Origin of the sequence: Sinomonas halotolerans, from assembly GCF_039615075.1 — a bacterium.
In the GTDB taxonomy this organism is placed as follows: Bacteria; Actinomycetota; Actinomycetes; order Actinomycetales; family Micrococcaceae; genus Sinomonas; species Sinomonas halotolerans.
Window position 1 is genome coordinate 152,341 of record NZ_JBDFRB010000002.1, and the last position, 17,422, is coordinate 169,762.

Annotated in this window: 18 protein-coding genes and 1 other RNA gene; 16 read left to right on the plus strand and 3 right to left on the minus strand. The window is 71.2% G+C overall.

Annotated elements, in window-relative coordinates; genetic code table 11:
* The 10 genes from ABCQ75_RS03155 to prfB all read left to right on the plus strand — a co-directional run bounded on the left by ABCQ75_RS03155 (position 1) and on the right by prfB (position 8,346).
* The gene (locus ABCQ75_RS03155; RefSeq protein ID WP_345883063.1) at positions 1-1,008 is read left to right on the plus strand and encodes an SDR family NAD(P)-dependent oxidoreductase; all 1,008 of its coding nucleotides are present in this window, start codon (positions 1-3) and stop codon (positions 1,006-1,008) included.
* A gap of 16 nt (positions 1,009-1,024) precedes the next feature.
* Positions 1,025-2,182 carry an aminotransferase class I/II-fold pyridoxal phosphate-dependent enzyme gene (locus tag ABCQ75_RS03160; RefSeq protein WP_345883064.1) on the plus strand — a complete coding sequence of 386 codons (1,158 nt, stop codon included), beginning with the start codon at positions 1,025-1,027 and terminating at the stop codon, positions 2,180-2,182.
* A gap of 208 nt (positions 2,183-2,390) precedes the next feature.
* Entirely contained in the window at positions 2,391-3,617 is a 1,227-nt protein-coding gene (locus ABCQ75_RS03165; protein WP_345883065.1) for a TadA family conjugal transfer-associated ATPase, read from the plus strand.
* Positions 3,617-4,471, plus strand: coding sequence for a type II secretion system F family protein (locus ABCQ75_RS03170; RefSeq protein ID WP_345883066.1), 855 nt, complete (start codon positions 3,617-3,619; stop codon positions 4,469-4,471). Before ABCQ75_RS03165 ends, ABCQ75_RS03170 begins: the two co-directional genes overlap by 1 nt.
* Complete coding sequence (locus ABCQ75_RS03175) at positions 4,468-5,409, plus strand: type II secretion system F family protein (protein WP_345883067.1); 942 nt, start codon at positions 4,468-4,470, stop codon at positions 5,407-5,409. The genes ABCQ75_RS03170 and ABCQ75_RS03175 overlap by 4 nt, the downstream gene beginning before the upstream one ends.
* A 96-nt stretch (positions 5,410-5,505) precedes the next feature.
* Positions 5,506-5,727 carry a hypothetical protein gene (locus tag ABCQ75_RS03180; protein ID WP_427916030.1) on the plus strand — a complete coding sequence of 74 codons (222 nt, stop codon included), beginning with the start codon at positions 5,506-5,508 and terminating at the stop codon, positions 5,725-5,727.
* Between the two features lie 57 nt (positions 5,728-5,784).
* Positions 5,785-6,129 (plus strand): TadE family protein, encoded by a 345-nt coding sequence (locus ABCQ75_RS03185; RefSeq protein WP_345883069.1) that lies wholly within the window; start codon positions 5,785-5,787, stop codon positions 6,127-6,129.
* Positions 6,113-6,598, plus strand: a complete 486-nt coding sequence (locus tag ABCQ75_RS03190) for a hypothetical protein (RefSeq protein WP_345883070.1) — start codon at positions 6,113-6,115, stop codon at positions 6,596-6,598. Before ABCQ75_RS03185 ends, ABCQ75_RS03190 begins: the two co-directional genes overlap by 17 nt.
* A complete protein-coding gene (locus tag ABCQ75_RS03195; RefSeq protein ID WP_345883071.1) occupies positions 6,595-7,149 on the plus strand; it encodes a pilus assembly protein TadG-related protein in 555 nt (184 codons plus the stop codon). The genes ABCQ75_RS03190 and ABCQ75_RS03195 overlap by 4 nt, the downstream gene beginning before the upstream one ends.
* Positions 7,150-7,227: 78 nt before the next feature.
* Positions 7,228-8,346 (plus strand): peptide chain release factor 2, encoded by a 1,119-nt coding sequence (prfB, locus tag ABCQ75_RS03200; RefSeq protein ID WP_345883072.1) that lies wholly within the window; start codon positions 7,228-7,230, stop codon positions 8,344-8,346.
* A gap of 24 nt (positions 8,347-8,370) precedes the next feature.
* Here the strand turns inward: prfB and ABCQ75_RS03205 are convergent, their stop codons facing one another.
* On the minus strand, positions 8,371-9,996 hold the full coding sequence (locus tag ABCQ75_RS03205; RefSeq protein ID WP_345883073.1) for a CAP domain-containing protein: 1,626 nt from the start codon (positions 9,994-9,996) through the stop codon (positions 8,371-8,373).
* Positions 9,997-10,183: 187 nt separating this feature from the next.
* Between ABCQ75_RS03205 and ftsE the strand changes: the two genes are divergently transcribed.
* The 6 genes from ftsE to ssrA all read left to right on the plus strand — a co-directional run bounded on the left by ftsE (position 10,184) and on the right by ssrA (position 15,787).
* Positions 10,184-10,960, plus strand: coding sequence for a cell division ATP-binding protein FtsE (gene ftsE / locus ABCQ75_RS03210; RefSeq protein ID WP_345883074.1), 777 nt, complete (start codon positions 10,184-10,186; stop codon positions 10,958-10,960).
* On the plus strand, positions 10,957-11,871 hold the full coding sequence (ftsX, locus tag ABCQ75_RS03215; RefSeq protein WP_345883075.1) for a permease-like cell division protein FtsX: 915 nt from the start codon (positions 10,957-10,959) through the stop codon (positions 11,869-11,871). The genes ftsE and ftsX overlap by 4 nt, the downstream gene beginning before the upstream one ends.
* A gap of 25 nt (positions 11,872-11,896) precedes the next feature.
* Positions 11,897-13,333, plus strand: coding sequence for a peptidoglycan DD-metalloendopeptidase family protein (locus ABCQ75_RS03220; protein ID WP_345883076.1), 1,437 nt, complete (start codon positions 11,897-11,899; stop codon positions 13,331-13,333).
* A gap of 144 nt (positions 13,334-13,477) precedes the next feature.
* Positions 13,478-13,951 carry an SsrA-binding protein SmpB gene (gene smpB, locus ABCQ75_RS03225; protein WP_345883077.1) on the plus strand — a complete coding sequence of 158 codons (474 nt, stop codon included), beginning with the start codon at positions 13,478-13,480 and terminating at the stop codon, positions 13,949-13,951.
* Positions 13,952-14,003: 52 nt separating this feature from the next.
* Complete coding sequence (locus ABCQ75_RS03230; protein WP_345883078.1) at positions 14,004-15,344, plus strand: glycoside hydrolase family 3 N-terminal domain-containing protein; 1,341 nt, start codon at positions 14,004-14,006, stop codon at positions 15,342-15,344.
* Between the two features lie 74 nt (positions 15,345-15,418).
* Positions 15,419-15,787, plus strand: a transfer-messenger RNA (tmRNA) gene (gene ssrA / locus ABCQ75_RS03235).
* Between the two features lie 98 nt (positions 15,788-15,885).
* On the opposite strand, the gene ABCQ75_RS03240 is transcribed toward ssrA, so the two are convergent.
* Positions 15,886-16,593 (minus strand): metal-dependent transcriptional regulator, encoded by a 708-nt coding sequence (locus ABCQ75_RS03240; RefSeq protein WP_345883079.1) that lies wholly within the window; start codon positions 16,591-16,593, stop codon positions 15,886-15,888.
* Between the two features lie 58 nt (positions 16,594-16,651).
* The gene (locus ABCQ75_RS03245; protein WP_345883080.1) at positions 16,652-17,410 is read right to left on the minus strand and encodes a class I SAM-dependent methyltransferase; all 759 of its coding nucleotides are present in this window, start codon (positions 17,408-17,410) and stop codon (positions 16,652-16,654) included.
* Between the last annotated feature and the right edge of the window lie 12 nt (positions 17,411-17,422).

Below are 17,422 nucleotides of genomic sequence, written 5' to 3' on the forward strand. Positions count from 1 at the left end.
ATGGAGTACGAAGACATCTCAGGAAAGACCGTTGTCGTCACCGGCGCGGACGGCTTCATCGGGAGCCACGTGACCCAGCGGCTCATCGCCGAGGGCGCGAATGTCCGGGCCCTGTGTGTCTACAACTCGAACGGCTCCTACGGCTGGCTCGACGACCTCTCGCCCGAGGAGCGGGACGCAGTCGACCTCCGGCTCGGAGACATCCGTGACGCCGAGTTCGTCTCGGACCTCGTCGAGGGCTCGGACGTCGTCCTCCACCTCGCAGCGCTCATCGCGATCCCGTACTCGTACCAGGCGCCGCGCTCCTACGTGGAGACCAACGTCACCGGTACGCTGAACGTCCTCGAGGGAGTACGGCGCCACGGCGTCGGACGCCTCGTGAACACCTCGACCTCCGAGGTCTACGGCACCCCCAGGACTGTGCCGATCACGGTCGAGAACGAGCTCCGCGGCCAGTCGCCGTACAGCGCCACCAAGATCGCCGCAGACAAGCTGTGCGAGGCGTGGGCCAGCTCGTTCGAGACCCCCGTGGTGGTCCTCCGCCCCTTCAACACCTACGGTCCCCGCCAGTCGGCGCGCGCCGTCATCCCGACGGTCCTGCAGCAGATGATCGCGGGCGCGGAGACGATCCGTCTGGGCTCGCTCCTGCCGCGCCGCGACTTCACCTTCGTCGAGGACACCGCGGACGGCTTCCTCAAGGCGGCCACCGCAAGGATCCCGCTCGAGGGCCAGGTCATCCAGCTGGGCACCGGCACCGACGTGAGCATCGGCGACCTCGTCGAGATGGCCGCCAAGGTGACTGGCTCGAATGCCGAGGTTGTCACCGAGGACGTGCGCGTGCGGCCCGAGGCGAGCGAGGTCATGCACCTGCTGTCCGACCCGGCGCAGGCGCTGCGCGAGCTCGGCTGGGCGCCGACTGTCGGCCTCGAGGAGGGCCTGCGCCGCACCGCCGAGTGGATCGCCGCACGCGGCGTCGACGCCCGGGCGGCGGCGAAGTATGTCCGCTAGCCCAGGCAAGGCGGTGATGGACCGGATTCCCCTCGCCGTCCCGAACATCGGCAGCCGCGAGGCGGAGCTCCTCGACGACGCCATCAAGAGCGGGTTCGTCTCCTCCGTCGGTCAGTACGTGAGCGAGTTCGAGTCGCGGTTCGCGGCCTACGTCGGCGCCAAGCACGCCGTCGCCTGCTCCTCGGGCACCGCGGCGCTGCACATCGCGATGCGCCTGGCCGGGATCCGGCCCGGAGACGTCGTGGCCGTCTCGGACTTCACCTTCATGGCCAGCTCGAACGCCGCGTCCTACCAGTTCGCGGACCTCCTCCTGGTCGACTCGGACGAGGCGTCCTGGTGCATGGACGTGCCCCTGCTCCGTGCCGAGCTCGAGCGGCGCCGGGCGGCAGGGGAGAGGCTTCCGAAGGCGATCGAGATCGTCCACATTCTGGGCCAGCCGGCGGACGCGCACGCGGCGCGGGAACTCGCGGACGAATTCGGGATGGTCCTCATCGAGGACGCGGCCGAGGCGCTGGGCGCCACCTGGACCTCGGGTCCGCTCGCCGGACGCCACGTGGGCACGGTCGGCCACTTCGGTGCGTACTCGTTCAACGGGAACAAGATCATGACCACCGGCGGCGGCGGCATGCTCGTGACCGACGACGAGGACCTGGCCCGCCGCGCCAAGCACCTCTCGACCCAGGCGAGGATGCCCGACCGCGGCTACCTCCACGACGAGGTCGGCTTCAACTACCGGCTCACGAACCTCGCTGCTGCGCTCGGCGTGGCCCAGCTCGAGCGGCTGGACGAGTTCGTCCAGACGAAGCGGCGGATCGCGCACCGCTACAGCGAGGCGTTCTCGGGCACCGCGCTCGAGGTGCCACCGGACCTCCAGGAGACCGCCTCGACCTATTGGCTGTACTCGGTCAAGGTGCCGGGGACGGACGGCACCGAGGCGCGCGACGCGCTGCAGGACCACCTGGCCCACGCGGGGATCGAGTCCCGTGCCCTCTGGCGCCCGCTGCACATGCAGCCTCCACTGCGGGACGAGGAGCGGCTCGGCGGCTCGGTCAGCGAGGAGCTGTTCAGGCGCGGGCTCTCGCTGCCCTGCTCCACGGACCTCAGGGACTCCGACCAGGACCGCGTGATCGAGAGCGTGCTCGACTGGTGCGCGAAGCGGGCCCTTTCGGGATAGCTGTGCTGGCCCCAGGGACGCCTGAGCCCGAGTGACAGGCGCCCCGCAGGCGCAAGGCGCCCGTCCGGAACCATCCGGTCGGGCGCCTTGTGCTCTCCGGCCGTGCACTTGTCCACAGGTTTCCAGAGCGTTCCCTCCGCGTTTGCCGGATCCGCTAGTCTGACGGTGCCGCGGGGCAGACCGCCGGCATCCGTCAAGGGGGGAATCCGTGGACGCAGTGCGCATCGTCGAGGGCGAAGTCCGTGAGCTCGTCAGGCTCCGCGGCATCGATCCGCTGAGCCAGACGGGCGAGGTCCGTCGGCTCGTCGATGCAGCAGTCGTCGACTACGACGAGCGCGCGCTCCTCGGCGCGGTACCGCCGCTCGGCGCACTCGAGGAGGCCCGCAAGCGCGTCTTCGACGCGGTCGCTGGATTCGGTCCGCTCCAGCCGTTCCTCGACGATCCGACCATCGAGGAGATCTGGATCAACTCCCCGACCGAGGTCTTCGTGGCCCGGAACGGCGAGTCCGAGCTGACCGGCGTCATGCTCACCCAGGAGCAGGTGCGTGATCTCGTGGAGCGCATGCTCAAGTCCTCGGGACGCAGGCTCGACCTCTCGAGCCCTTTCGTGGACGCAGCCCTCCCCGACGGATCCCGCCTCCACGTGGTCATCCCTGACGTGACGCGGAGGCACTGGGCCGTGAACATCCGCAAGTTCGTCGTCAAGGCGACCAGGCTCGACCATCTGGTGGAACTCGGCTCGATCACACCGCACGCAGCCCGGTTCCTCGCGGCGGCCGTGTCCGGCGGCCTCAACATCCTCGTGTCCGGGGCCACCCAGGCCGGCAAGACTACGATGCTCAACTGCCTCGGCGCCTCGATCGGCTCGCGGGAGCGGGTGGTGACGGTCGAGGAGATCTTCGAGCTGCAGTTCCCGCTGCGCGACGTCGTCGGACTCCAGTGCCGCCAGCCGAACCTCGAGGGGACAGGCGAGATCCCGCTGCGCCGCCTTGTGAAGGAAGCCCTGCGAATGCGCCCCGACCGCCTCGTCGTCGGGGAGGTGCGGGAGGCGGAGAGCCTCGACATGCTCATCGCCCTCAATTCAGGACTCCCGGGCATGTGCACCATCCACGCCAACTCGGCGCAGGACGCCGTCACGAAGCTGTGCACCCTTCCCCTCCTTGCAGGGAGCAACATCTCCTCCGCATTCGTCGTGCCGACGGTGGCGGCGTGCATCGACCTCATCGTGCACTGCACGCGCCATCCCAACGGCCGCCGCCAGGTGAGCGAGATCCTCGCCCTCGGGCAGCGCGTGGAGGGCGGCGTCATCGAGACCTCCACGGTGTTCTCGCTCGACGCTGACGGTGTACTGCGCCCGGGCGCCACCGGGCTGCCCGCCGTGGAGAAGTTCGCGCGCGCAGGGATCGACGTCGCATCCCTCCTCGAGGCGGCCTGATGGCAGCGGTGCTCGGCCTCCTCGGAGGCATCGGGCTGTTCCTCGTATGGTGGTCCTTCTGGCCGATGCCCCGCAGGCGGCCGCGTCCGCAGCGACCCGGCCGCCTTGCGGTCCTCATCCAGCAGGCCGGCATCCAGAGGGTCACGCCGCTCGGCCTCGTGCTCTCGAGCGCAGGGCTCGGCCTCTTCGTGGCGCTCCTGTTCGCGGTCGTGACCGGGGCCGCCCCCGTGGGCCTCTGCTTCGGCCTCTTCGCGGCGATGCTGCCGCTCTCGCTTGTCAAGTGGCAGGCGGCCCGCCGCGCGGCAGTCCTGCGCGAGCTGTGGCCGGACGTGGTGGACCACCTGCGCTCGGCGATCCGGGCTGGCCTGTCCCTGCCCGAGGCGCTCATCCAGCTCGGATACAAGGGGCCGGAGCAGCTCAGGGAAGTGTTCCTGGACTTCGGGGCCGACTACCGGTCGGGAGGCAGCTTCGGCATCGCCCTGGACCGGCTCAAGGACCGCCTCGCTGACCCCGTGGCCGATCGGATCGTGGAGGCGCTGCGGCTCACACGGGAAGTGGGCGGCTCGGATCTGGGGCGCCTCCTCGGCACCCTCGGCGAGTTCCTCCGCGAGAGCGCACGCACCAGGGCCGAGCTGGAGGCGCGCCAGTCATGGACGGTCAACGCGGCACGGCTCGCCGTCGCAGCGCCGTGGGCAGTGCTCCTGCTCATGTCCACCCGGCCCGAGGCGATGGCCGCCTACGCGAGCGCGACAGGCATGGCGGTGCTCGTCGTCGGCCTTGCCGTATCCCTCTTCTGCTACCGCCTCATGCTGCGCATCGGCGCGCTCCCGCAGGAAGGCCGGGTCCTCGGATGAGCGGCCTCACCGCTCTGACGGTCCTCACGGGCGCCACTCTCGGAGTGGGCCTCTGGCTCACGTTCGTCCGCCTGCCGGTCATGCGGCGGACCACGTTCACAGAGCGAGTGGCTCCCCAGCTGCGGTCCGTCGACCACCGGTCCCGGCTCCTGCGGCAGGAGCCGACGAGCGTGACGCCGTTCGGCCCGCTCGAGCAGATCCTCAGGCCACTCCTGCATGACGCGGTGGGCTCCCTCTCGAAGCTGAATCTGGGCAACGCCGCCCTGAACCGCCGCCTCGCCCAGGCGGGGTCGTCCAAGACGGCGGTGGACTTCCGTGCGGAGCAGGTCCTCTGGGCAGGCGGCGCCTTCGTGCTCGCCATGGGGGCCGTCGTCGCCACAGCGTTCGCCGGCCGCCTGAATGCCGTCTTCGGCGTGCTCATGGTCGTGGCGGCGACAGCTGCGGGCTTCATGGCACGGGACTACATGCTCGGCGGGGCGATCATGAGGCGCAAGCAGCGCATCCTCAGCGAATTCCCGTCCATCGCGGACATGATGGCCCTCGCCGTCGGCGCCGGGGAGACGGCCGCCGGTGCCCTCGACCGCACCGCGAAGACCTCGACCGGCGAACTCGCCAAGGAGTTCGGCACGGTGCTCGCGGACACCCGTGCAGGAATGCCGCTGACGGCTGCTCTCCAGTCGATGGCCGACCGGGTCGACCTCGCGCCGATCACGCGGTTCACGGCTGGGCTCGTCGTGGCGATCGAGAGGGGGACCCCGCTCGCTGACGTCCTGCGCGCCCAAGCCCAGGACGTGCGCGACGTCGCCAAGCGGGAGCTCATGGAGGCGGCGGGCAAGAAGGAGATCGCGATGATGGTGCCGCTCGTCTTCGGCGTCCTGCCCCTCACGGTCGTCTTCGCCGTCTATCCGGGGATCGCAGCAGTGACCCTCGGCCTCTGACGCCGCGGCGCACGGACCACCGCACCACTGGCAGATGCACCTGAAGAAAGACTCACCAAGAACCGATCAACGGGGGGAAGGAACACCATGGAGAAGATGATCACTGCGAGGGTCATGCTCGCCGCGCTCGCCGCCGGCCTGACGGCGCGCGTCAGGCTTGCGCTGGGGACCGAGCCGGGAGAGGGGGAACGGGGCGATGTCCCCGGCTGGGTCATGATCACGCTCATGTCTGCCGTGCTCGTGATGGGCCTCCTCGCGATCGCGGGGCCGGCTCTCGAGGGCCTCTTCCAGCAGGCCATCGGCAAGGTCAGCAAGTAGACGGTGGGGACGCCGCGGGAAGGCCTGCGCGGCGGTGAGCGCGAGCGGGGCGCCGCCGTGACGGATTTCGTCCTCGTGGGCGGCCTGCTCACCGTGCTCGCGCTCGCCGTGGTCCAGTTGGCCCTCGTGCTGCATGTCCGCAACGTCCTCGTCGACGCCGCGGCCTCGGGCGCCCGCTACGGCACCTTGGCAGACCGCACACCGGAGGACGCGAGGCAGCGCGCGGCCGAGCTCATCACCGCAACGGTGGGCGCCGACTATGCGCGCAGCATCAGCGTCAGCCAGGCCGACTTCGCCGGGGCCCGGAGCCTCGAGGTCAGGGTGACCGCGCCGATCCCCGTCGTGGGGCTGATCGGCCCGGGAGGGACCATGGAGGTGGCTGGCCATGCACCGGTCCAGTGAGACGGCACCGCTCCGGCGCCGCTGGCCGCGTCTGGACGGGTCCGGCCCTCCAGCGCGGGGCGAGGACGGGAGCGCCGTCGTGGAGTTCGTGTTCCTCGGCCTGATGGTCCTCGTGCCCGTCGTGTACTTCGTGCTGACGGTCGGCTCGCTGCAGGGCGCGGCCTTCGCCGCGGCCGGGGCGGCGGACCACGCGGCCAAGTCCTACGCCCAGGCTGCCGACGAGGAGGCGGCGCACGCGGCTGCTGCTGCGTCCGTGCGCGTGGCGATGGCAGACTTCGGGATGGCCGGGCACAGCGCCCGGCTCGAGCTCTCCTGTGACCGCAGCCCCTGCCTGCAGGCGGGGGCCGCGGTTTCCGCGACCGTACACGTGGACGTCCCGCTTCCCTTCAGCCCGGTGGCAGAGGGCTTCGGGCTCACGGTGGGGCGGGTCGACGCCTCGGCAACCCAGATCGTCGGGAGGTTCCGGTGACGCGCGGGCTCAAGTCCAGGGACCGCCGTGCCGTGCCCGCGGGGAGCCGTGCCGCCCGGATTCCCCGCTGTTCTGCCCGGATCGCCGGCTGGGCCGCCAGGGTCCGCCGCTGCGCTGGGGGCGACGAGTCGGGGCAGATCATTGTCCTCGTCATCGGATTCGCCGTGCTGTGCCTCCTCGTCGCCACGACGGTCATGGGAGTCTCAGCCGTGTACATCGAGCACAAGAAGCTCCTCTCCGCGGCCGACGGCGCCGCGGTCGCTGCTGCGGACAGCTTCACCATTGCAGCTGCGGCCTCGGGCGACGCCCCACCCGCGGCGGCGCTGTCCGCCGAGAGGGTGCGCGGCGTCGTCGTGGGCTACCTCGAGCGGGACGGGACGCCAGCGCGGTTCGACCGCCTCGTCGTCGCCTCGGCGACGGGAACCCCGGACGGCCGCACCGCCACGGTGAGCCTCAGCGCTGTGGCTCATGTACCTGTGGCGGGCTTCCTGCTCCCGGACGGCGTCCCGATCCAGGCCACGTCGAGCGCCCGGGCCCGACTCGTCCGCTAGGGCACGGACCGCGGCGCCTGCGGCAGCAGCTGCGAGCGGGCGGCCTCCGCCTGCGGAATGGCGTAGCCTTGGATGGTTATGGCTGAGATCGACTTTTCCGCAGAGATCCGAGCGCTTCGCGCCACCCACGCCTCGATCGAGCAGGTGACCGACGTCGACGCGCTGCGTGCGGAGATCGCCGAGCTGAGCGAGGCCGCCGGCGCGCCGGACCTGTGGGACGATCCGTCCAAGGCCCAGGCCGTCACCTCGCGCCTCTCGCACCGCCAGTCCGAGCTCGAGCGGGTCGAGAAGCTGGGGGAGCGGATCGACGACCTCGAAGTTCTCGTCGAGCTCTCCCAGGAGGAGGGCGACGCCGACTCCCTCGCCGAGGCGTCCAAGGAGTTCGAGTCGATCCGCAAGTCCCTCGAGGAGCTCGAGGTCGTCACGCTCCTCAACGGCGAGTACGACGAGCGCGAGGCTGTCGTCACCGTCCGCGCCGGCGCAGGCGGCGTTGACGCGGCCGACTTCGCGGAGATGCTCATGCGCATGTACCTGCGCTGGGCGGAGCGCCGCGGCTACTCCACCAAGGTGATGGACACTTCCTATGCGGAGGAGGCCGGGCTCAAGTCGGCCACGTTCGAGGTCAACGCCCCGTTCGCGTACGGAACCCTCTCCGTCGAGGCTGGCACGCACCGTCTGGTGCGCATCAGCCCGTTCGACAACCAGGGCCGGCGGCAGACCTCCTTCGCAGCGGTCGAGGTCATCCCTCTCATCGAGCAGACGGACCACATCGACATCCCGGACAACGAGATCCGCGTCGACGTCTTCCGCTCCTCCGGCCCGGGCGGCCAGTCGGTCAACACGACCGACTCCGCGGTCCGCCTCACCCACATCCCCACCGGCATCGTCGTGTCGATGCAGAACGAGAAGTCGCAGCTGCAGAACCGCGCCGCCGCGATGCGCGTCCTCCAGTCCCGCCTCCTCCTGCTCAAGAAGGAGCAGGAGGACGCCGAGAAGAAGGCGCTCGCGGGTGACGTCAAGGCCTCCTGGGGCGACCAGATGCGCTCCTACGTGCTCAACCCGTACCAGATGGTCAAGGACCTGCGCACCGACCACGAGGTGGGCAACACCTCCGCCGTGCTCGATGGCGACATCGACGGCTTCATCGACGCCGGCATCCGCTGGCGTGCCGGCCAGCGGCAGGGCGCGGCCGACTAGGCCGCCGCAGGACAGCGACGGGCGTCAGCCGGCCAGGGTCAGCCCCGCGAAGGAGCCCGGGAGCGCCCGCGGGGCCACGAGGCTGCCGCCGGAGAGCCCGTAGTACACGGCCGTCCCGTCGGTCCGCACCGCGATGATCCCGGCGCCCGCCCCTGTCAGGAAGCCCTCGACGACCCGGAACGAGCGGACCGCGGACCAGTCCGCTGCGAGGGTGCGCCGCGGCGCCGCAGCCGGCACCACGTCCCCGGTCCCCTTCGCCACGCTCAGCACCCCGCCGCTGAGCACGAGCGCGTCATCGAGCCCGTCCCCGTCCACGTCGGCGATCCCCAGCTGGGCGCCGGATGGCACGGTCGTCACGGAAGCGCGCTGGACGAGGTCGGTCAGTCCCGGGTTGTTGGGGTAGAGGAACACGGCACCCGAACCGTCCCGCGCCAGGAGCTGGGGGAGCCGGTTCCGCTCGCACCACTCGCCGACGGCCAGCCCGTACCCGGCCCAGCCGGACTGGCCCAGGACCGCCGCGGTGCCGAACCCGCCCTCGAGCCTGCCGGGCAGGAGGGTGACGCGGCCGTCTCCGCCCTGGACGAGCACGTCGTAGACGCCGTCCCTGTCCCAGTCGGCGGTCAGCGCGCGGACAGACCCGGACAGGCCCTGTGCGATGGCGCGGCGCGCACCGAGCGCCCCGGTGCCGGTGGCGGGATAGTGCCAGAGGGTTCCTGCGGCGTCGACCGCGACCACGTCACCCGGCCCGGTGATGGAGGCGGAGGAGAGGTCGCGCGTGGGGGGCATGTGGCGCGCGGTGGGCGTGCACTGCGTGACGGGCTGGGGCAGTGAGCCGGGCGGGGTGGGCGAGGGCGCCGTGGATCCGGGGGCGTCAACCGTCCCGGCCGGCAGCGCGGAGTAGCCGAACAGGTTCACGACCCCCCACGTCGCGTAGCGCGTGGGGGTGGTCTGCCACGTGCCGTCCGTGAACGTGATCCCGACGCCCATGACGTTGAGCCGCGGGTCGATGAGGATCGCGTTGTGGGCGGGGGAGTTCTTCCACCAGGCGACCATCTCGGCGGTGTTCCGGTCCCACCGGACGGCGATCACCTCGCCTGCGCCACGGTCGGGGGAGAGCGCCCTCGGATCGGTCCAGAACGAGGGCCGGTGCTCGATCACCTCGCGGGAGGCGATGCTGTCCGACCATTCCTGCGCGAGGCCCGCGACCGTGGCGTGGTACAGGATCCGGCCGAGCCCTAGGGAGGCGCGGTAGGCGTTGATCGCGTCGAAGACGGCGCGGATCTGGGCCGAGTTGTCGTCGCGCACGAGATGCTCCGTGCTCGCCGCAAGGGCCTGGACGGACGTCACGCTCGGCGTGATCGAGGTGTCCTCGACGTGCACGGGCGCGGGCTCGGGGAGCGGCGGGGGGCCGGGGTCGCGGCCCACGGGCTCGGCGAGCACGACGTCGGGGGCGGACCGTCCCGGGGAGGGCACGGCCAAGGCGGTGGCCGGCTTGGCCCGGGCGTCGGCGGGCTGGCCTGCAGCGGCGGACTGCGCCGGGGAGGGCGCCGCGACGGCCGACGACGCGGTGCCCGACGGGGTCGGCGAGGCAGCGGGGGGAGCGCACAGTGAGCCCAGCAGCACAATGCCCACGACGGCCAGCCTCTTCATCGGTCCCCTCTCGATGCGCCTCCACCCGATCCTGCCCCAGCCTAGGCGGTATCCCGACACGCCACACGGGTTCGGCCGGTCATCCGCGCCATGGAGCTTATAGTCGACCCGCCGGTGCGTTTTCCCCCGACAGGAGCCCGTGCACCGGTGGGCGGCGCTTCGTGCGTCCCCACGGGCCGGAAATGCCATGATCCGCTTCGAGAATGTCACCAAGGTCTACGACCGGAACGCGCGTCCCGCACTCGACTCCGTCTCGCTCGAGATCGAGCGGGGGGAATTCGCCTTCCTCGTCGGCGCCTCCGGATCCGGCAAGTCCACCTTCCTCCGCCTTGTGCTGCGCGAGGACCGCGCCACGAGCGGCGGCGTGTTCGTGGCCGGCCAGAATGTCGCCGCGCTCTCGAGCTGGCGCGTGCCGCGCCTGCGCCGCGGGATCGGCGTCGTCTTCCAGGACTTCCGCCTCCTTCCGCAGAAGAACGTGTTCGCGAACGTCGCCTTCGCGATGCAGGTGATCGGGAAGAGCCGCGCGATCATCCGTGACGCGGTGCCCGAGGTGCTCAAGACCGTGGGCCTCGAGGGCAAGGCCCACCGCATGCCCCATGAGCTCTCCGGCGGCGAGCAGCAGCGCGTCGCGATCGCGCGCGCCGTGGTGAACCGGCCCGGCATCCTCCTCGCCGATGAGCCCACCGGGAACCTGGATCCCGCGACGTCGCAGGGGATCATGGCGATCCTGGACAAGATCAACCAGAACGGCACCACGGTCGTCATGGCCACCCACGACACCGACATCGTCAACTCGATGCGCAAGCGGGTCATCGAGCTCAAGGACGGTGTCGTCATCCGGGACGAGGCGAAGGCGCTCTACACGTCCATGATGCCCACGGTGCAGCAGGGCCGTCCCGGCGCGGCGCGCCGGCCGGGCGCAGTCCCGCGGCCGGTGCGCGTGGGGGAGGGCGAGGGCGCATGAGGCTCGCATTCATCCTCGGGGAGATCGGGGGCGGGCTCCGCCGCAACGTCTCGATGGTCGTCTCGGTCATCCTCGTCACGTTCGTGTCACTCACGTTCGTCGGCGCGGCCGGCATGCTCCAGATGCAGATCAGCCAGATGAAGGGCTACTGGTACGACCGCGTCCAGGTCGCGATCTTCCTGTGCGGCGAGGGGTCCACTGCGCCCGGGTGCGCCTCTGGACCGGTCACCGCCGACCAGCAGAAGGCCCTCTCCGGCCTGCTCGAGTCGCCTGCAGTCGCCCAGTACATCAGCGACTACCACTTCGAGACCCAGGAGGAGGCCTACGGACACTTCAAGGAGCAGTTCGCCAACTCCCCGATCGTCGACTCGGTGACGCCCGAGCAGCTGCCCGCCTCCTTCCGGATCAACCTCAAGGACCCGGAGAAGTACCAGATCATCAGCGAGACGTTCTCCTCCCAGCCCGGAGTCGAGACCGTGATCGACCAGCGGCAGCTCCTCGAACGGCTCTTCTCGGTCATGAACGGCGCCTCGCTCGTCGCGATCGTCATCGCGGGGATCATGATCGTGTGCGCGATCCTGCTCATAGCCACGACCATCCGGCTCTCGGCCTTCAGCAGGAGGCGCGAGACCGGGATCATGCGCCTGGTCGGCGCCTCCAAGCTCATGATCCAGCTGCCGTTCGTGCTCGAGGGCGTCATCGCCGCAGCGGTCGGTGCGGTGCTCGCGGCCGGCACCCTGTGGGCAGTCGCCCGATTCTTCCTCGGCGAGGTCCTCGCCAAGCAGTACCCGGACACGGCGTTCATCTCGCCGTCTCAGACGCTCGTGCTGGCGCCGCTGCTCATCCTCTTGGGCGCGGTGCTCGCGGGCGTGTCGTCGATGCTGACCCTCCGTCGGTATCTCAAGGTCTGAGCGGCAGGAGGCCATCATGGTGGACATGGACGAACGCGCAGTGCATCACCCCGCTCCCGGACCGCGCCGGATCAGCACCCGGGCCCGCAGGGCAGGCGGCGCAGTGCTCGCGGCTGCCCTCCTGGCGGTGCTCGTCGCGTCGGGGCCGGCGGCGACCGCCGACGAGCTGGACGACCAGAAGGAACGGCTCGCCCAGCAGGCAAGGGAGACGCAGCAGTCCCTCGAGTTCCTCGACGGGAGGATCGCGAAGACCGCGGCGGATCTCGCAGCACACCGCGCGAAGCTGCCCGGCGCCCAGCAGGCCCTGCTCGAGGCCCAGGGGCGTGTCACGGCGGCGACGAACGAGGTACGGGCTCTCGCCGTCCGCGTGGACGCCGCGCAGCAGTCGAAGGCGAAGATCACGGCCCAGATCGAGGCGGACCGCGGCAAGATCGACGAGACCAAGAAGCTCATCGGGCAGATCGCGAGCCAGGCCTACAAGAGCGGCGGCGTGCCCTCGAACCTGTCGCTCATCTTCGGGTCCTCGGGGGGCGGGAGCCTCGCGGGGTCGATCGACCTCGCAGACCAGGCCATGCGCAGCCAGAACGTCGCGCTCGAGAAGCTCTCCCAGCAGAGCGCCGCGAACGTCAACGCCGAGGCGCGCCTCGCAGCGGTGGAGGCCGAGATCACCGATCTGAAGGCCCAGGCGGACGAGGCGCTGCGCAAGGAGCAGGCGGCCCGGGACGAGGCAGCGAGCCGCAAGGCGGAGGTCGACCGGCTCATCGCCTCCACGAGCCGCCTGAACTCCGAGCTCGAGGCCGCCCGCCCTGCGATCAGGGAGAAGATCGCGGCCCTCAAGGAGCAGCAGGACAGGGTCGCGGCGCAGATCGTCGAGCGCGACCGGAGGCTGCGCGAGGCGTGGCTCGCAGAGCAGCGCCGCATCGCGGAGCAGCGCGCTGCGGAGGCGCGCCGGGCGGCACTCGCCGCCGGCCGCGCCGCGGCCGAGGCCGAGGCGGCCGCCCGCGCGGCCCGCGAGTCGGCCACCCAGACCGGCTCGCCGTCGGCCTTCGGCCTCATGAACCCGTTCAGGGGAGTGCCCATCACCTCGGGCTTCGGCTGGCGGGCCACTCCGCCGGGGTCGATCGACTTCTACGGCACGGGGGGCTACATGCACACGGGCATCGACTTCGGCGCCGCGTGCGGGACCCCGATCTACGCCCCCGCCGCCGGCACCGTCACCACGGCCGGATGGCTCAACAATGGCGGCGGCAACACGGTGATGATCTCCCACGGCGTGGTCCAGGGGAACTCGCTCACCACCGTCTTCTACCACAACAGCACGGTGGCGGTCGGGGCCGGGCAGCGCGTGAGCCAGGGCCAGCTGATCGCCTACTCGGGCACCTCCGGCAACTCCACCGGATGCCACTCGCACTTCGAGACGTGGCTCAACGGTTCGCCGGTGGACCCGATGCAGCTGCTGTAGCCCGTTAGGCTGCTGCAGCCCCTTGCGCTGCTGCAGCCCGATGCCGCTGCTGTAGACTGGACGTCCCCGTCAAGGGCCGCCGGATCCACGCGTGACCGGCCGGCTCCCTGGGCCACCCGACCGATTCGACCGAGGAGTGCAGCCGTGCCGAAAGAGAGTGGCCGGAAGGTTGTGGCCACCAACCGCAAGGCCCGGCACGAGTACACGATCCTTGACACGTGGGAGGCCGGACTCGTCCTCATGGGCACCGAGGTGAAGTCGCTGCGCGAGGGCCACATTGCCCTCGGGGACGGCTTCTGCCAGTTCTCCGGCGGTGAGCTGTGGCTCGAGGCCGTCAACATCCCCGAGTACACTCAGGGCTCGTGGACCAACCACCCCTCGAAAAGGCGGCGCAAGCTGCTGCTGCACCGCGAGGAGCTGGCGAAGATCGAGCAGAAGGTCAATGAGGCTGGCCTGACGGTCGTCCCGCTGCAGGTCTACTTCAACGACGGCCGCGCGAAGGTCGAGATCGCCCTCGCGCGGGGCAAGAGGGACTACGACAAGCGGCAGGCCCTGCGTGAGGCGCAGGACAAGCGCGAGGCGCTGCGCGAGATGCGGGCCCGGAACCGCCGCCGCTGAGACGGCATTCAGCCTGCGGCACGGCCGCTGGTGGGAAGGTGACAGACTGGCAATGGCACCGATCCGCCTGACGCGAGCCCGTCTTGCCGCTCTCCCCCTGGCCCTGCGCCTCGCACTCGTCGCTGCGGGGCTCGCGCTGGTCATCGTCCTGGCCGCGGTGGTCCCGCGGCTCGTCTCCGCGCCCTCCGGCCCGCCTGCGTCCGGGTCGGCCGCGACGTCCCCTTCAGGCAGGGGCACGACGGCGCCGAGTGGCACTGCGTCCACGTCGCCGTCGTCGGCCCCCGGATCCTTCAGCGCCACAGCGCGAACCTCCTCGCCCCCGCGCAGCGCCCCGCCGCCGACCCGCGCGCAGAGCGCGCTCGCCCGGCTCAGCCTCGAGCAGCGCGCGGCGCAGGCGATGATGGTCGGCGCGCCGGTGGCGGGGGCAGACGTGGCCACGCTCGAGGCACTCCGCGCCTCGCGCGCCGCCAACGTCTTCCTCAGGGGGCGCACGACGGCGGGCTCCGCGGCCGTCGCCGAGACGGTCGCCACGCTGCGGGCCGCCGTCCGCTCCACGTCGCCCCAGAGCCCGTTCGTGGCGACGGACCAGGAGGGCGGCGCCGTCCAGGTGCTGCGGGGGCCGGGTTTCACCGACATGCCCGCCGCGGTCGAGCAGGGCCGCATGGCCCCTGCGGCCCTGCGCCGCGCGGCCGCCGGCTGGGGGAGGGAGCTGGCGGCGGTGGGCATCACGGTGAACCTAGCGCCGGTGCTGGACACCGTCCCGTCGGCTGGCTTCGCGCCGCGGAACGCCCCGATCGGGCAGTGGGGACGAGAGTACGGATACACGCCGGAGGCCGTCGCGGCGCACGGGATCGCGTTCGCGCAGGGGATGGCGGACGGCGGGGTCGCTGCGGTGCCCAAGCACTTCCCCGGCCTGGGCCGCGTGACGGCCAACACTGACACCGCGAGCGGCGTCAGCGATCCGGCCACGACGCGCAAGGACCCGTACATCGCACCCTTCGCCGGCGCGGTCGCGGCGGGCGCAGAGTGGCTCATGGTCTCCAACGCGAGGTATCCGGCGATCGACCCCGGCAGGGACGCCGTGTTCTCGCCGACGGTGATGCGGGGGATGCTGCGCGGGGACCTGGGCTTCCGAGGCATCATCATCTCGGACGACATCTGCGACGCCGCTCAGCTCGCACCGGTCCCTCCGGAGCGGCGGGGCGCCGACTTCCTCGCCGCTGGCGGCACGATGGCCCTGTGCACGAACAGCGTCCTCGCGCCGCGCGTCTGGCAGGGGATCGTGGACCGCGCCCGCGCCGACCGGGCGTTCGCGCGGACCGTGGACGACGCCGCCCTCCGCGTCCTCGAGGCCAAGGAGCGCGCCGGCCTGCTCCGCGAGGCGCCGGAATAATCCCCGGGGCGAGGGCGCTATACTGGATGTTCCGGGTCGCCGAGAGGGGATCCGGGCAGTTTGACAACTGAAGAGGGGATGATCGGTTTCGACGATGTAGGTCGCGACAGGTGAAGCGGGCCGAGGATGCAGAGTCATCTCGTCAACGCTCTCTGCAAACCAATAAGTGCCAACTCTAAGCGCACTGACTTCGCTCTCGCTGCCTAAGTAGCGAGCAAGTCCGTCAGCCCGGGACTGCTGTCGACCCGGATCCTGGCGTCATCTAGACGGCCACTGCTGCCAGCCCTCGTCATCGGGGCTGGTGGGACTCTTCGATGACTGGGCCCGGGTCAGCCACTTGCGTGCATGATGGCTGGGGCCGAGAAATCCCGAAGCACGCTGCGCCCGGAGAAGCCCTGGCAAAACCGCATCGGACGGGGGTTCAATTCCCCCCATCTCCACTCTTGTGAAGGGACATCCTTCACGGATGAGTCGCGACATCCCAGAACACCCCCGGTCTTCGGACCGGGGGTGTTCTGCGTTCGGGCCGCCGCCGCGCCCACTACTGCCCGAGCGTGCACCCGGCGTGGGGCCGGCCGCTCTCGACCCAGAGGGAGTCGGCCACCTCGTCCGCGACGTCGAAGTCCCGCTCCGCGCCGCCCTCGCGGATCCGCACCACGAGCGGCCCGCCGAAGGGCTTGCGCCGCACGACGACGACGTCGGAGTCGAGCGCGATGTGCTCGGTGGCGAGGTAGCGCAGGAGGTCCGGGTTGTCGTCGCTGATGCGGGTGATGCGGCCCTCGTGGCCGGCGTCGAGCTCGCTGAGGCGGTGCGCGTCGGGGCGTTCCACGGCGCCGGACGCGCTCGGGATCGGGTCCCCGTGCGGGTCCCGCCCGGGGTGGCCCAGTTTGGCGGCCAGCCGTTCGACGAAGAGGTCGGAGACCGCGTGCTCGAGGTGCTCCGCCTCGTCGTGCACCTCGTCCCAGCGGTACCCGAGCTCGTTGACCAGGAACGTCTCGAGGAGCCGGTGCCGGCGGACCATGCGCAGGGCCAGCTCGCGGCCGGCGTCGGTGAGCCGCACGGCGCCGTAGGGCTGGTGGTCCACGAGGCCCTGGTCCTTGAGCTTGCGCACCATCTCGGAGACGGAGGAGTTGGCGACGCCGAGGCGTGCGGCCAGCTGCGAGGACGTGATGGGCTTGTCCTGCCACTCCGTGAAGGAGTAGATGACCTTCACGTAGTCCTCGGTGGACGATGATGGCGCGCTCTTCACCCCACCAGCCTACCCAAGCGGGGGCAGTGCACGGGGACGCGTCTGGCCCCTTCCCGCGTCAGCGGGCGGCAGCCCGCCACGCCTGCGTGAGGTAGGGCAGCGCGAGGGACTCGCCGGGTGCGTGCCCGAGGTGCTCGTAGAGGTACCAGGCGAGGTTGTCCTCGACCCGTGCCCGGTGGTGGGCGTCGGCGCGGAGGTAGTAGCTGCGGGACTGCGCGAGCTCCACGATTCCTTCCGGCGTGGTCCGGTCCTCCCAGGGGAACAGGGCGGACTCCCAGCCCGTGAGCTCAGGCCCGGTGGGCGGGCGGTACCCGGGCCTGTGGACGTCCCCGGCGTGCATGATCCGGGTCAGGCGGTGCACCCACGGGACGGAGGTGTCGAGCTGGTTCCAGACCAGGCCGGCGCGGCCGCCCGTGCGCAGCAGCCGGGCCGCCTCGCGCGTCGCGGCGGCATGGTCGAACCAGTGCCACGCCTGCGCGGCGACCACGAGGTCCGCGCAGCCGTCGGGCAGTCCCGTGGCCTCGGCGGGCGCCACGACGCAGCGCACCGCGGGGTGGCTGCGCGAGAGCTGGGCGAGCATGTCCGCCGAGGGGTCCACGGCCGTGACCTCGAGCCCGCGCTCGAGGAGGAGTGCGGCGAACTTCCCCGTGCCGGCGCCGAAGTCGACCGCAGTCCGCGCCCCGGCCGGGATGAGCCATTCCGCGGACTCCGGCGGGTAGCCCGGACGGACCCTCTCGTAGTGCTCGCCGCCGGCCTCGAACGCCCGGGCGAGCTCCCGGCGTCGTGCGTCATGCAGCTTCGGACCGCCGCGTCCCATGGCACCTCCCGT